This is a genomic window from Pseudomonas sp. GW821-FHT11D10 (assembly GCF_058808435.1).
In genome coordinates this window covers 141,525-155,790 of sequence record NZ_JBXARR010000011.1, presented here as the reverse complement: position 1 = coordinate 155,790, position 14,266 = coordinate 141,525, and the positions used below count along the sequence as shown (strand labels likewise).

The 14,266-nt window shown below is 62.3% G+C and carries 14 protein-coding genes; 7 read left to right on the top strand and 7 right to left on the bottom strand.

What is annotated here, in order from left to right; all coding sequences use genetic code 11:
* Positions 1–114: 114 nt before the first annotated feature.
* Positions 115–891, bottom strand: a complete 777-nt coding sequence (locus tag AC1RT4_RS26540) for an IclR family transcriptional regulator (RefSeq protein ID WP_011336050.1) — start codon at positions 889–891, stop codon at positions 115–117.
* Between the two features lie 177 nt (positions 892–1,068).
* On the opposite strand from AC1RT4_RS26540, the gene AC1RT4_RS26535 reads away from it, so the two are divergent.
* The 4 genes from AC1RT4_RS26535 to AC1RT4_RS26520 all read left to right on the top strand — a co-directional run bounded on the left by AC1RT4_RS26535 (position 1,069) and on the right by AC1RT4_RS26520 (position 5,668).
* Positions 1,069–2,805 (top strand): FAD-dependent oxidoreductase, encoded by a 1,737-nt coding sequence (locus tag AC1RT4_RS26535; RefSeq protein WP_493089007.1) that lies wholly within the window; start codon positions 1,069–1,071, stop codon positions 2,803–2,805.
* Positions 2,789–3,622 (top strand): aldo/keto reductase, encoded by an 834-nt coding sequence (locus tag AC1RT4_RS26530; RefSeq protein ID WP_493089005.1) that lies wholly within the window; start codon positions 2,789–2,791, stop codon positions 3,620–3,622. The genes AC1RT4_RS26535 and AC1RT4_RS26530 overlap by 17 nt, the downstream gene beginning before the upstream one ends.
* Before the next feature lie 204 nt (positions 3,623–3,826).
* Positions 3,827–4,714 carry a KPN_02809 family neutral zinc metallopeptidase gene (ypfJ, locus tag AC1RT4_RS26525; protein ID WP_493089003.1) on the top strand — a complete coding sequence of 296 codons (888 nt, stop codon included), beginning with the start codon at positions 3,827–3,829 and terminating at the stop codon, positions 4,712–4,714.
* Complete coding sequence (locus AC1RT4_RS26520; RefSeq protein WP_493089001.1) at positions 4,715–5,668, top strand: alpha/beta fold hydrolase; 954 nt, start codon at positions 4,715–4,717, stop codon at positions 5,666–5,668.
* Positions 5,669–5,697: 29 nt separating this feature from the next.
* On the opposite strand, the gene AC1RT4_RS26515 is transcribed toward AC1RT4_RS26520, so the two are convergent.
* From AC1RT4_RS26515 to AC1RT4_RS26505, 3 genes are all read right to left on the bottom strand, one after another.
* Positions 5,698–6,291, bottom strand: a complete 594-nt coding sequence (locus AC1RT4_RS26515) for an HAD family hydrolase (RefSeq protein WP_493088999.1) — start codon at positions 6,289–6,291, stop codon at positions 5,698–5,700.
* Positions 6,288–7,157: an acyl-CoA thioesterase II gene (gene tesB / locus AC1RT4_RS26510; protein WP_007958750.1), complete on the bottom strand. Its 870-nt coding sequence runs from the start codon at positions 7,155–7,157 to the stop codon at positions 6,288–6,290. Before tesB ends, AC1RT4_RS26515 begins: the two co-directional genes overlap by 4 nt.
* Positions 7,158–7,266: 109 nt before the next feature.
* Positions 7,267–7,836 carry a GNAT family N-acetyltransferase gene (locus tag AC1RT4_RS26505; RefSeq protein WP_179693652.1) on the bottom strand — a complete coding sequence of 190 codons (570 nt, stop codon included), beginning with the start codon at positions 7,834–7,836 and terminating at the stop codon, positions 7,267–7,269.
* A gap of 82 nt (positions 7,837–7,918) precedes the next feature.
* Here AC1RT4_RS26505 and AC1RT4_RS26500 point away from each other — a divergent pair, with 82 nt between their 5' ends.
* Together AC1RT4_RS26500 and AC1RT4_RS26495 are read left to right on the top strand one after the other, a co-directional pair.
* Positions 7,919–8,839 (top strand): histone deacetylase family protein, encoded by a 921-nt coding sequence (locus tag AC1RT4_RS26500; RefSeq protein ID WP_493088996.1) that lies wholly within the window; start codon positions 7,919–7,921, stop codon positions 8,837–8,839.
* Between the two features lie 175 nt (positions 8,840–9,014).
* Positions 9,015–10,256, top strand: coding sequence for a TIGR03862 family flavoprotein (locus tag AC1RT4_RS26495; RefSeq protein WP_493088994.1), 1,242 nt, complete (start codon positions 9,015–9,017; stop codon positions 10,254–10,256).
* A gap of 38 nt (positions 10,257–10,294) precedes the next feature.
* Here the strand turns inward: AC1RT4_RS26495 and rhlE1 are convergent, their stop codons facing one another.
* Together rhlE1 and yedA are read right to left on the bottom strand one after the other, a co-directional pair.
* On the bottom strand, positions 10,295–11,635 hold the full coding sequence (rhlE1, locus tag AC1RT4_RS26490; RefSeq protein ID WP_007958742.1) for an RNA helicase RhlE1: 1,341 nt from the start codon (positions 11,633–11,635) through the stop codon (positions 10,295–10,297).
* A 53-nt stretch (positions 11,636–11,688) separates the two neighbouring features.
* On the bottom strand, positions 11,689–12,627 hold the full coding sequence (gene yedA, locus AC1RT4_RS26485; protein WP_493088992.1) for a drug/metabolite exporter YedA: 939 nt from the start codon (positions 12,625–12,627) through the stop codon (positions 11,689–11,691).
* Positions 12,628–12,790: 163 nt separating this feature from the next.
* On the opposite strand from yedA, the gene AC1RT4_RS26480 reads away from it, so the two are divergent.
* Positions 12,791–13,243 (top strand): Lrp/AsnC family transcriptional regulator, encoded by a 453-nt coding sequence (locus tag AC1RT4_RS26480; protein WP_179693647.1) that lies wholly within the window; start codon positions 12,791–12,793, stop codon positions 13,241–13,243.
* A gap of 104 nt (positions 13,244–13,347) precedes the next feature.
* Here AC1RT4_RS26480 and AC1RT4_RS26475 read toward each other — a convergent pair whose 3' ends face one another.
* Positions 13,348–13,860, bottom strand: coding sequence for a BRO-N domain-containing protein (locus tag AC1RT4_RS26475; RefSeq protein WP_493088990.1), 513 nt, complete (start codon positions 13,858–13,860; stop codon positions 13,348–13,350).
* Positions 13,861–14,266 lie beyond the last annotated feature (406 nt).

The following is a 14,266-nucleotide window of genomic DNA, read 5'->3' as shown; positions in this document are numbered from 1 at the left end:
TGCGATCCTCTTGTGATTGTTGTGGGAAAACTCACTCCACCAACAATTTAGAACCCGGTTCCAGATTCTCACACCCGCTCGACTGAAAAGTGGGCGAACAGCGCACAGCTTTGCTTAAACGAACAACTCCGAGGCCAGGCTGGCTGCCGACAATTCCTCGGTAAACGTCAGCAGCAACGGCGCCAGTTCATGCAATCGCGCCCCCGGCATCCGTGCACTCGGTCCCGCAATACTGAGCACGCCAATCACCCGGCCATCGGCAGGATGTTTCACCACGGCAGCAATCGCCGAAGTGCCGACCGCCGAGCTTTCTTCCACACAGGCATAGCCCTGTTCGCGGGCCACGCGCAGGCGTTCGAGCAGTTCAATATTGGAACGCGGCGCGTTGGGCCCGATGTCCGCCGGCACCTCCGCGCCCTGGCGCTCGACCAGCGACAACGCCTCGGCGTCGCTCATGCACGCCAGCCACGCATGCCCCGACGCGGTGTAGAACAGTGGCGCATCGCGGCCCATGTCCGGGTCGTAACGCAGGCCGGTGCGGGCGCCCTGGGCCTTGGCGATCCAGGTCTGGCGCTCGCCGTCGATCACCCCCAGACGCACCAGCTCACCGGTTTCCTGGGCCAGCCGATCGAGCACTGGCTGCACGATGTCGGCACCGCTGCTCGACAGGTACTGAAAGCCCATCGCAACCAGTTTGGTCGACAGGTGATAGCGCAACGTCTCCGGGTTTTGCCGCACGTAACCCAGGCGGATCAGTTCGGCGAGCAGGCGGTGCGTCGCGCTCTTCGGAATATCCAGTTGCTCGGCCAGGGTCTGCATCGGCAGCCCGCGCGGATCACTGGTAAGGCTTTCCAGCACGCTGAAAACCCGTTCGATTTGACTGCCGGCCATGGTGCGCTCTCGGTGAAATTTCGCCGATTCTAGAAGACATCCCGAGGAATGCGAAATCTGGAACCCGGCGTCCGATAACCGCCCACTTTGCGCGTCAGTCGGTTGATCTGTTTCGCCCGCACTGGTTATTTTCTGGAACATGATTCTAAAAAAAATTGATTGCTGGAGCCCTTGCTGATGTCTGCCCTTCCCGATATCGACTGCGACGTTCTGGTGGTCGGCTCCGGCGCCGCCGGTTTGTCGGCCGCCGTCACCGCCGCCTGGCATGGCTTGAAGGTCATCGTGGTGGAAAAAGATCCGGTGTTCGGCGGCGCCACCGCGTGGTCCGGCGGCTGGGCGTGGGTGCCGTGCAATCCGCTGGCCCGGCGCGCCGGGATCGTGGAAGACGTGGAACTGCCGCGCACCTATCTGCGCCACGAACTCGGCGAGCATTACGACCCGGCCATGATCGACGCCTTCCTTGAAGCCGGCCCGCGCATGGTGGCGTTCTTCGAGCAGCACACCGCCCTGCAATTCGCCGACGGCAACGCCATCGCCGACATCCACGGTGAAACACCGGGCGCCGGCACCGGCGGACGCTCGGTAATTGCCGCGCCCTACGACGGACGAAAGGTCGGGCGCCTGCTCAAGCGCCTTCGTACAACGATGCGCGAAACATCGTTCATGGGCATGCCGATCATGGCCGGTGCGGACCTGTCGGCGTTTCTCAATCTGACCCGCTCGTTGTCGGCGGCCTGGCACGTGACCCGGCGTTTCACTCGCCATCTGCTGGACCTGGCGCTGCACGGCCGGGCGATGCAACTGGTCAACGGCGTGGCGCTGGTGGCGCGGCTGGCGAAGTCCGCCGAAGACCTCGGCGTACTGCTGTGGGAGTCGGCGCCAGTGACGGAACTGCTGCGCGACGATTCACGCATCACCGGCGCTCGCGTGAATACCGCAAAAGGCCCGGTCACTGTCCATGCCCGCAAAGCCGTGGTGCTCGCAGCCGGCGGTTTTGCCAATGACATCGAGCGGCGCAAAGCGTTGTTCCCTCGCACGCCCACCGGTCATGAGCATTGGGCGCTGCCTCCGCCGGCAATCAATGGCGATGGCCTGCGACTGGGTGAAACCGTCGGGGGCCGGGTCAACACCGATGTGGCTTCGCCAGTCGCCTGGGCACCGGTCTCGCAAGTGCCACATTCCGACGGCAGCATCGGCCATTTCCCACACATCATCGAACGCGGCAAACCGGGGATCATCGGCGTACTGCGCAACGGCCAGCGCTTCGTCAACGAAGCCAACGGCTATTACGACTACGTCAGCGCCATGGTCGCCGCCGCCCCCGAAGGCGAAGAAGTCGCGTCCTGGCTGATCTGCACCCGTGCGTTCCAGCGTCGTTACGGGCTCGGCATGTCTCGGCCGTTTCCGGTGCCGGTGTCAGGTTTTATCCGCAGCGGCTATCTGAAAACCGGTAATACCCTTGAGGAATTGGCCACCGCATGCGGCATCGATCCGAACGGTTTACGCGCCACTCTCCATGACTACAACCACCATGCCCTGCACGGCGAAGACCCGCTGTTCGGTCGCGGCTCGACGCCGTACAACCGCAAACAGGGCGATCCCGCGCAACAGCCCAATCTGTGCGTGGCGCCTATCGAACAAGGCCCGTTCTACGCGGTGAAGGTGCAGCCGGGCTGCTTCGGCACCTTCGCCGGGCTCAAGGTCAATACGCACGCGCAAGTGCTCGACGCCGCAGACCGGCCCATCGCCGGGCTCTACGCCGCCGGTGGCGACATGGCCAGCATCATGGGCGGGCATTATCCGGCGGGCGGGATCAACCTCGGCCCGGCGCTGACTTTCGGTTACATCGCAGCCCGGCACATGGCGGGCGTCACGGCTTTCGAACAGGAGATCGACCATGCAGCACATCGTTAACAGACAAGGACTGAACCTGCCAAAACTCGGCCTCGGCACCTGGCCGATGCTCGGCGACGAATGCACCCGCGCCGTGGAGCAAGCGCTGGAATTGGGTTACCGCCACATCGACACGGCGGCGGCCTACAACAACGAAGACGCAGTCGGACAGGCCCTGGCGAATACGCCGACACCCCGCGAGCAGATCCACGTCACCACCAAGGTCTGGTGGGACCAGTTGCAACCGGATGCCATGCGTCATTCGCTGGATCGCAGCCTCAAGGCGTTGCGCAGCGAGTACGTCGACCTGTTCATGATCCATTGGCCGACCACCGACTGGAATCTGCCGCGCACCCTCGAAACCCTCGCGTCGTTCAAGGAACAGGGGCTGGCTCGCAACATCGGTGTAGCGAATTTTCCGCTGCCGCTGCTGCGCAAAGTCGTCGAGGAATACGGCATTCCTCTGTCAGCGATCCAGGTCGAATACCACGTCCTGCTCGGACAAAACGCCCTGCTCGACTACGCCCGTCAACACGATCTGGCGCTGACGGCCTACACGCCGCTGGCGCGTAACAAGGTCTCGGAGATTCCACAGATTCAGCAGATCGCCGAAAAACACGGCGTGCTGCCGACTCAAGTCGCGCTGAAGTGGCTGCTGGATCAGGACAACGTCGCGGCGATTCCCAAGGCCAGCAGCAAGACCAATCAACTGGCCAACCTGGCCTCGCTGAATGTTCAACTGGACGATGACGACCGGGCGTTGATCGCCGCGTTGTCCAAGCGCGAACGTCAGGTGAGCCCGGACTTCGCGCCGGTATGGGATGCCTTCGACCGCTGACACCGGACCCGGCGAAAGAAATCCGCCGGCGGATTGAATTCCCGGCGCTCGCGCTCGTCAATAACAGGCCCGACCTCGTCACCCCGAGGCCGGGCCTTTGTGCGTGTGTGCGAATAGACGGACGACCGGACTGGCGCCACACTCACACACCAGCAACACTCATCACCACACACACTCTCCACCTGCACAGACGAGGATTCCCACATGCTATGGAAAAAAGGCCGACGCAGTGACAACGTCGTCGATGCCCGTGGCGATGACATGGGCGGTGGTGGCGGTATGCGCTTCGGCGGCGGCAAGGGCCTGAGCCTCGGGGCGATCCTGCTGATCGTCGGCATCGGCTGGATCACCGGCCAGGACCCGCTGCAGATCCTCGGCCAACTCACCGGCCAAGGCACACAGCAAGTCGCACCGACTTCGCAAACCCGTCAGGCACCGCCGGCCAACGATGAACAGGCCGAATTCGTGCGCTCGATCCTCGGCGACACCGAAGACACCTGGGGCGCGATCTTCCAGCAGGCCGGCCGGCAATATAAGGATCCGACCCTGGTGCTGTTCAGCAACCGGGTCAATTCCGCCTGCGGTCTGGCGACCTCGGCCACCGGCCCGTTCTATTGCCCGGCTGACCAGAAGGTCTATCTCGACATGGCGTTCTTCCAGGAAATGTCCCAGCGCTTCAAGGCTGCCGGCGACTTTGCTCAGGCCTACGTGATCGCTCACGAAGTCGGACACCATGTGCAGACGCTTCTCGGCGTCTCGGCGAAAATTCAGGCAGCCCGTCAGCAAGGCCGGCAGTTGGAAGGTGACGGCGGTCTGCTGGTGCGTCAGGAACTGCAAGCCGATTGTCTGGCCGGGGTCTGGGCCTACAACGCGCAGAAGCGTCTGAACTGGCTGGAACCGGGCGACATCGAAGAAGCCTTGAACGCGGCGAACGCCATCGGTGATGATCGCCTGCAACAACAGGGTCAGGGCCGTGTGGTGCCGGACTCGTTTACCCACGGTACGTCGGCGCAAAGGGTGCGCTGGTTCAAAACCGGATTCGCCCAGGGCCAGGTCGGCCAGTGCGATACCTTTGCGGCGAAAAACCTGTAAATGCATAAATGGCTGTTGGCTTTACTGTTCATCGCCGGCACCGCCCAAGCGACCGGCGTCGACGCAATCAGTCCCGGGCGCCTGCAATTGCAGGCCGGCGAAATGGCGGTGGGCATCGGCCCGGCGCCGGCGAAAATCGAGCGCGTGCTGATCGTCATTCATGGCCGCCTGCGCAACGCCGAGACCTATCGCAAAAGCGGCGAAGTCGCGGCGGAACTGGCCGGGCAAACCGCCAACACCCTGGTGATCGCCCCGCAGTTTCTCAACGAAAGCGACGTGTCGCTCTACTCGTTACCCGCCACCGTTCTGCGCTGGCAAGGCAACGACTGGATGGGCGGCGGGTTATCCACAGGGCCGAACCCGCTGAGTTCCTACGCCGCACTGGACGAAATCGTCGGGCGGCTGAGCGATCGCAAGCAGTTTCCGGACGTGAAGCAGATCGTGATCTTCGGTCACTCCGGCGGCGCTCAGGTGGTACAGCGTTATGCGCTGCTGGCCCAGGAACAACCGGCGCTCAAGACCGAAGGCATTCGCTTGCGTTACGTGGTGGCCAACCCGTCGTCGTACGCCTACTTCAATGAACAACGCCCGGTGGCCTTCGATCATGCCAAATGCCCCGGTTTCAACCGCTGGAAGTACGGCCTGGTGGATCCGCCGATCTACTCGGGTGGGCAAACGCCCGCGCAGCTTGAAGGCCGTTACGTCAAACGCGAGGTGATTTATCTGCTGGGCCAGCAGGACACTGACCCGCAACATCCGGCGCTGGACAAGAGCTGCGCCGCCAAAGCCCAGGGGGCTTATCGACTGGAGCGCGGGAAGCTGTTTTTCGGGTACTTGCTGCGTCGTCACCCTGAAGGGGTCAATCAGCGCCTGATCGAAGTGCCCGGCGTCGGGCATAACGGCGACGGCATGCTGACCTCGCCGGAAGGCCAGAAAGCACTGTTCGAGCAATAAAAAACGGGGGCCGAAGCCCCCGTTTTTTTTCAAGCGAACAACATCCGCCGCAGTTCCACACAATCCTTCGCATGCCAATCGGTCAACTCCGGCCACGGATTATCCGGCAGGTTCACCAGCACCGTGTGGGTGCCCGCCGCCCGGCCGCAATCTAGATCAAACCGGTAATCACCGACCATCACCATCTCGCTCGCCGGCACTTGCCAGGCCTCGGCCAGTTTCAGCAGACCACCGGGATGCGGTTTTGGCTGTGCTTCATCGCGGCCCAGCACATCCTCCACCGCGAAACAGTCAGCAAGGCCGATGGCCTCCAGCGTCACATGGGCCAGTTCCCGCGCATTGCGGGTCAGGATGCCCAAGCGATAACCCCGGGCGTGCAGTTCGCGCACCAGCTGCACCGCGCCAACCGCCGGGGTCGAGCCGAGCGCCAGATCGCGCTCATGTTCCAGCAGCCACGCATGTTTCGCCGCCGCTTCCTCGGCGGGCAATGCCGCGAGGTGGGTGAGGATGTCGTCCTCCGGCGGGATCGCCAGCGCCACGCGGATCGCCGCGAAGTCATGCACGGCGACGGTCAGGGTGCCGTCCATGTCGAACACCCAGTGCCGCACGTCCGCCAGACTCATGCCCAGTCCTTGCGATGACGGATCAGGCCTTCCTGGGTCACCGACGCCACCAGTTGCCCGGCGCGGTTGAACACGCTGCCCCGGGAGAAACCGCGGGAATTGCCGGCCCACGGGCTGTCCATGGCGTAGAGCAACCAGTCATCGGCGCGCAGATCATTGTGGAACCACAACGCGTGGTCGAGGCTGGCGACCTGCATGTCTTTCTGCCAGACCGATTTGCCGTGCGGCAGCATCGAGGTGGTCAGCAGACCGAAGTCCGAGGCGTAGGCCAACAGGTATTTGTGCAGCGCCGGGATGTCGGCCAACGCGCCGTCGGCACGAAACCACACGTACTTGACCGGATCCGCCGGTTGCGGGTTGTACGGGTCTTTTTCAGTGACCGGGCGCACTTCGATCGGCTTCGGGCACAGCAGCTTTTCGCGCATGTGTTCCGGGATCAGGTGCGCGCGTTGCTGGGTCAGTTCCAGCTCCGACGGCAGGTTTTCCGGGCCGACCACTTGCGGCATCTGGCTCTGGTGTTCGAAGCCTTCCTCGTCGTACTGGAACGAAGCGCTGCAAGTGAAAATCGGGTGGCCCTTCTGGATCGCGGTCACGCGGCGGGTGCTGAAACTGCCACCGTCCCGCACACGGTCCACCGAGTAGACCACCGGCAACTTGGCATCGCCTGGACGCAGGAAATAACCGTGCATCGAATGCACATGGCGCGCTTCTTCAACGGTCTGACTGGCCGCCGACAGCGACTGGCCGAGCACCTGGCCGCCGAACAACTGGCGAAAGCCCAGATCCTGGCTGCGACCACGGAACAGGTTTTCCTCGATCGGTTCGAGGGTCAGCAGATCCACCAGATCTTCCAACACTTGGCTCATTCAGACTCTCCTCACACAAAGCAATGCCGCGCAGTCTTGGCTGCGGCGGGGGATTCAGGTTCTGGCCGGCGCCCCCAGGGTGCCGGCCATTGTAAACGTCCGCGCCTGCTTATCCATGCAAGGTTTCCAGCCACTGCTCCCTCGTGATGCGGTACAACACATGTCGCTGTAACGGGTGACCGTCCGCGAGACGCGGGTGGTCGAAATCATCCTGCGGGGCGTGGTGCATGCCGATCGCCTGCATGACTTTCTGCGACGGCAGATTGGTCTCGCTGGTGAATGACACCACTTCATTCAGCGCCACCCGGTCAAAACCGCAACGCAACGCGGTCCAGGCCGCTTCGCTGGCATAACCGAGGCCCCAGTGTTCCTTGGCCAGCCGCCAGCCGATTTCCACCGCCGGGGTGAACGGCGCATCGAAGCCGACCACGCCGAGCCCGGTAAAACCGATGAACTCGCCGCTGTCCTTGCGCTCCAGCGCCCACAGACCGTAACCGTGTTCGGCAAAATGCCCGCGCACCCGGCCGATCAGCGCGGCGCTTTCCAGCCGGCTCAAGGGCGCGGGGAAGTAGCGCATCACTTGCGGGTCAGCGCACATTGCCGCGAACGCCGGCAAATCCTCGTCCTGCCATTGGCGCATCAGCAGCCTTGCGCTTTCCAGCTCCAGTATCGGTTCCATCCCGCCCCTCCGCTTGATGCCGTCAGTCTACATCGCTGTTAGGCTTTGCACTCTTTCCTGCAGCCTTTATGAATAGTCCACCATGCCGTTGCCGCTGATCTACCACGAAGACTACAGCCCGGAATTCCCGGCGGATCACCGCTTCCCCATGGACAAGTTCCGCCTGCTGCGCGATCACCTGGTGGACAGCGGCCTGACCCGCGACGAAGACCTGCTGCGCCCTGAACTGTGCCCTGCCGACATTCTCGCCCTGGCCCATGACCGCGGTTATATCGAACGCTACATGAGCGGCGAGTTGTCCCGCGAAGACCAGCGGCGCCTCGGTCTGCCGTGGAATGAAGCGCTGGCCCGACGCACGGTGCGGGCGGTCGGCGGCTCGATTCTGGCGGCGGAAAAAGCCCTGGAACATGGCCTGGCCTGTCACCTCGCCGGCGGTACTCATCACGCCCACTACGACTACCCCGCCGGGTTCTGCATCTTCAACGACCTGGCGATCATCAGCCAATATCTGCTGCAAAGCGGCCGGGTGAATCGGGTGCTGATCTTCGATTGCGACGTGCATCAGGGCGACGGCACTGCGCGGATTCTGCACAACACCCCGGAAGCGATCACCGTTTCCCTGCACTGCGAAAAGAATTTTCCTGCACGCAAGGCCGAAAGCGACTGGGACATTCCGCTGCCCAACGGCATGGGCGACGCCGATTACCTGAAAGTCGTCGACGACGCGCTCAACTATCTGCTGCCGCTGTATCAGCCGGATCTGGTGCTGTACGACGCCGGCGTCGACGTGCACAAGGACGACGCCCTCGGTTATCTGCAACTGACCGACGAAGGCGTTGCCGCCCGCGATGAAAGCGTGATGCGCCACTGCCTGGGCCGTGACATCCCGGTGGTCGGCGTAATCGGCGGCGGTTACAGCAAGGATCGCCACGCCCTCGCCCGCCGCCACGGCATCCTGCATCACAGTGCGCAGCGCGTCTGGCAGTCATCGGGTTGTCATTGAGTTGTGCTGCGTTACCCACAATGGCTGTGGAACGGCCTGTGGATAACCTGAGCGAAAGGGACTACAGCCCACGCTGAACATGGCTTGCAGCGCGCTGGTTGTTTTTTGATCAGGCCTGACAATGGTCGCTGCTGCTAGAATGCGCGGCTTATTCCGCCATGCTATTGCCGCTGCCATGACCCAGACTTCCGCCGCCCTTCCCGCTCACGTCGCCATCATCGGCGGTGGCCCCGCCGGCCTGATGGCCGCCGAAGTGCTGAGCCAGGCCGGAGTCCGCGTCGATCTGTACGACGGCATGCCCTCGGTGGGCCGCAAGTTCCTGCTGGCCGGGGTCGGCGGCATGAACATCACCCATTCCGAAGCCTACCCGGCCTTCCTGTCGCGCTATGCCGAACGCGCCCCGAACATCGCCCCGCTGCTGCGCGCATTCGACGCTGATGCACTGTGCCGCTGGATTCACGAGCTGGGCATCGAAACCTTCATCGGCAGCTCCGGCCGGGTGTTCCCCACCGACATGAAAGCCGCGCCGCTGCTGCGCGCCTGGCTCAAGCGCCTGCGCGACAGCGGCGTGGTTATCCACACCCGCCACCACTGGCTCGGCTGGGACGAAAACGGCGCGCTGCGCATCGTTAGCCCGGAAGGCGAGAAAACCCTCAACCCCGACGCCACCCTGCTCGCCCTCGGCGGCGGCAGCTGGTCGCGGCTGGGTTCCGACGGCGCGTGGATGCTGCCGCTGGAGCAACGCGGCGTAGGATTGGCGCCGTTGCAGCCGAGCAATTGCGGCTTCGAGGTGCAGGCCTGGAGTGAAGTGATGGTCAGCAAATTCGCCGGCGCGCCGCTGAAAAATATCGCCATCGGTTTGAACGACGATGTTCCGCGTCTGGGTGAATGCGTGATTACCGCGACCGGCATCGAGGGCAGTCTGATTTATGCGCTGTCAGCGCCGATTCGTGAGGCGATCAATGTGCACGGTGCCGCGACCATTCACGTCGACCTGCTGCCCGGCCGGCTTGTGGATAAATTGCAGGCGGCGTTGAGCAAACCACGGGGTTCGCGCTCGATGGCCAAGCATCTGCACAGTCAGGTCGGGATTGATGGGGTGAAAGCGGCGTTGCTGCGTGAACTCACTGATGCTGCGACGTTTGCCGATCCGGCGTTGTTGGCCCGGGCAATCAAGGCCTTGCCGCTGACCTTGGTGAAAACTCGTCCTTTGGATGAAGCGATCAGCAGTGCCGGTGGTGTGACATTCGAGGCGATGGATGAGCGCTTGATGCTCAAGGCGTTGCCGGGGGTGTTTTGTGCGGGGGAGATGCTGGATTGGGAAGCGCCGACTGGGGGTTATTTGCTGACGGCGTGTTTTGCCAGTGGCCGGGCGGCCGGAGCTGGAATGCTGGACTGGTTGAAACAGCGTAACTGATCGTTCCCGCATTGCGCGGGAACGACCCTGTCTGACGTTTAAGGCTTACGCTTGCGCGGCCCGGTATTGAACACCGGCACCTTGCGCACAGGCTTGATCGAAGGCTCCGGCGCCTGAGTCTCGCCGCTGTCCACCCACTTGCCCAGATTGCGCTTGCCACCGCCACCACCGGAAGCTTTCGGCTTCTTCGGTTTCTTCGGCTTCTTGATCACCTGGCCACTGGCATCGGTGTCCGGCACGCGGTGCTCGGGCACGAAGTCCGGCTCAACCTCACGCTTCAACGTGCTGCGGGTCAGCATTTCAATCGCCGACAACATGTTCACTTCATCAGCGCACACCAGCGAGATCGCCTCACCGGTCGAACCCGCGCGGCCAGTCCGGCCGATACGGTGAATGTAATCCTCGGCCACGATCGGCAGATCAAAGTTGACCACCAATGGCAGGTCTTCGATATCCAGACCACGGGCCGCCACATCGGTGGCCACCAGAATCTGCACTTCGCTCAGTTTGAAACGGTCCAGCGCCCGCTGCCGGGTCGCTTGCGGCTTGTCGCCGTGGATGCCGTCGGCGTTCACGCCCAGGCCCTGAAGTTTCTCGACCAGCGCGTCCACACCATTACGGGTCTTGGCGAATACCAGCACCTGCTTCCACTTGTTCTTGCGCATCAGGTGCACGAACAGTTCCGGCTTGCGCTTCTTGTCCACCGTCACCACCCATTGCTTGACGGTGTTGGCGGCCACGTTGCGCGGGCTGACTTCGATGCTCTGCGGATCGTTGAGCATCTGCCCGGCCAGCAGGCGGATGTCATCGGAGAAGGTCGCGGAGAACAGCAGCGTCTGACGTTTCTTCGGCAGCGCGCGGTAAATGTTCGCCAGCTCTTCGGAAAAGCCCAGGTCGAGCATGCGGTCGGCTTCGTCCAGCACCAGGGTTTGCAGCTGATTGAACTTCAGCGCGTTCTGACGGAACAGGTCGAGCAGACGGCCCGGGGTCGCGACCAGCAGATCGACGCCGCCGCGCAGCTTCATCATCTGCGGGTTGATGCTGACGCCGCCGTACACCGCGTAAGTGCGCAATGGCAGGTTTTCGGCGTACTGGCGCACGGCTTCGTGGACTTGTTCGGCCAGCTCGCGGGTCGGCACCAGAATCAGCGCACGCACCGAGTTGGCGGTAACTTTCGGCCCTTCCATCGCCAGCAGTTGTAGCAGCGGCAAGGCAAAACCGGCGGTCTTGCCGGTGCCGGTCTGAGCCGCGGCCATCAGGTCACGACCGGCCAGCACGGCCGGAATGGCTTGCGCCTGCACCGGCGTCGGGGTCTGGTAGCCGAGCTTCTCGAGGGAGCGCAGCAAGGGTTCGATCAGGCCAAGGGTGGCGAAAGTCATGGGAGTACCGTAGGAAAAAATCAGTGCACGTGTGCGATGGCGCGCAGTTTACCCTAATTCGCACGCTGCTCCGTCGCTATGGCAGCCGGCTCGCTGACCACTGGTGGCTGCGCCGGGCGGCGCCACTGCGGCAGACCGATCAGCACCACCGCGCCGATGATCACCAGCATCGCCAGCGCCTCTTCGATCCCGATGGTCTCGCCGACAAACACGATCCCCAGCAACACCGCCACCGCCGGGTTCACATAGGCATAACTGGTGGCCGCCGCCGGACGAACGTTTTTCAACAGGTACATGTAAGCGTTGAAGGCGATGATCGAGCCAAAGAAGATCAGGTACGCCAGCGCCAGCCAGCCTTCCAGCGGCGGCATGGCCTGCAGGTGTTCACCGCTCGCCGCGCTGCCGATCAGCAGCACCACGCCGCCCACCAGCATTTCCACGGCACTGGCCATTGCGCCTTGAGGCAGCGGCAGGTGTTTGCTCCACACCGAACCGAACGCCCAGCTCGCCGCCGCGAAAATCAGCAACGCCGCGCCCAGCGGGCTCGATTGCAGGTTGGAGCCCATGTTGAGCATCGCGATGCCGATAATCCCCATCGCCACCCCGGCCCATTCCAGACGGGTGTTGCGGGCGCCCCAGAAATAGCCGCAGAGCAAAGTGAACAGCGGCACCGTCGCCACCGCCAGCGCGGCAACACCCGACGCCACGCCACTGTGCTCGGCCAACGTCACCGCGCCGTTGCCGAAACTGAGCAACAGAATTCCGATGATCCCCGCCGCTTTCCACTGCGCCCAGGTCGGCGCCGGTGCGCCGCGCCAGCGGAGGAAGGCGTACATCAGAGTGCCGGCAATCACGAAGCGCACGCCGCCGAGCATCAACGGCGGCCAGTATTCGACGCCGATGCGGATCACCAGATAAGTCGATCCCCAAATCACGTACAGCGCAAAAAATGCAGCGATCAAAGGCAAGGAAAAACGGCGCAAGGCAGACATGGGCAGCTCGAAAGTCAGACTCAGGGGATGGGTTATTCTAGAAAGGCCAACCGCTAAAAATAAGTTACAAAACCTGTTTATAGCGCCGGTACACTTTCGAAAACACGGAGATCGACGGCCTGAACCGCGATTTCGAAAGTCTGGCATTTTCAGGAGTCCGACCTTGGACAAATACGACCGCATGCTGCTCAGCGCCCTGCTCGAAAACGGTCGCGCGTCCTACGCCGACCTCGCCCGCAAAGTGAACCTCTCCGCCCCCGCCGTCGCCGAGCGTGTGGCCAAACTCGAGGCGGCCGGAGTCATCACCGGGTATCAGGCGAACATCGACCTGTCGAAAATCGGCTTGCCGATCCAGTGCGTGATCGAATTGCGCCTCCACCAGAACGGCAGTCAAAAGGTCTACGACGAACTGGTGAAAATTCCGCAACTGACCGAGTGCTTTCGAGTGACGGGCGATCCGTGCGTGATCATGAAGGCTGCGGTGGGCTCGATGCCGGAGCTGGAGGATTTGATCAACCGGGTGGCGAAATTCGGGTTCAGCAAGACGTCGATCGTGTTGTCCAGTGCGATAGAGAAGCGGGTGCCGCTCGGCCACATCGAAGGGAACGGCAAGTAAATACAGGTGTGCCCGAATCTGCTGAGGGAGCGAGTCGGCTCGCTCCCGCAGACAACTGACCAGATCAGCAATCAATCTCTGATCGCTGAATCAGTGGAAAGCCCTCAACAGTAGCCGCGCCCTTCCTGTGTCACTAGATACGGCATATCTCGCATGCGCACCCACGGCTCGTTTCGCCAGTGCAGGAACTTCATCGTTTCGCCCGCAAAACTCATCAAACGTACATGAGGGCCAGAAACTGACTTCGATTCCTGATGAAGCATTGGCACTACCTGATGCGTCAGCCAACGGCGCAGGTGACGGTTTTCCGGGCAATAGTGATAGACCAGCATTGCGTAAACCCCGGACTCGCTCAGCATCAACGTCTCTTGAGCACCATCATTTCCGGACAGATACATCATCTGCCGCTGATCCTCATCCAGCTTGAGCACTTGTCGCGCGTTGATTTCCATCCCCATGAGACGACCAACGTCTCGGGCGCAGAACCAGGCTTCCGCATGCTGCAGAGTGGCCCTCAATTGAATGTGATGGCGAATGAACGACTGGGGGTGAATTGGCGTTTCACGGGTGATTGCTGAACCGAAACCTTCAGCGTGCGCGGGGACAACCTTGACCATGACAAATCTCCTTTTGAATATCGGAGCTGCCAGCATCACTTGCAGATGATGGGTGGCAGCTGTGCACGGGTCTGCAAGACCGAGTAGGAGACCTCGGCAGACCCGAAGGTCTCCCGCACACAGCTACCATTAATCGTGGTCGCTAATTGAAGCGACGCGATTATAGGTTTGCCAGTGGTCTCCTAACAAACTATCGGCGGGCTTGCAGTCCCGGTCGCTGAATTGGCAGCGACGAACAGAGGTTATCGGTGGGCTTGTTGGAGCTCAAGACAGATTATCCCTAACATTCGGTAGGACACTTCGACAAACGCTACACACGGCTAAACAGCCTATTTACACGAGATTTCTGTGGCCTATGGACACCGCCAGATGCGACCGATAATGTCCTGCAAAAGGTCGATCTTTG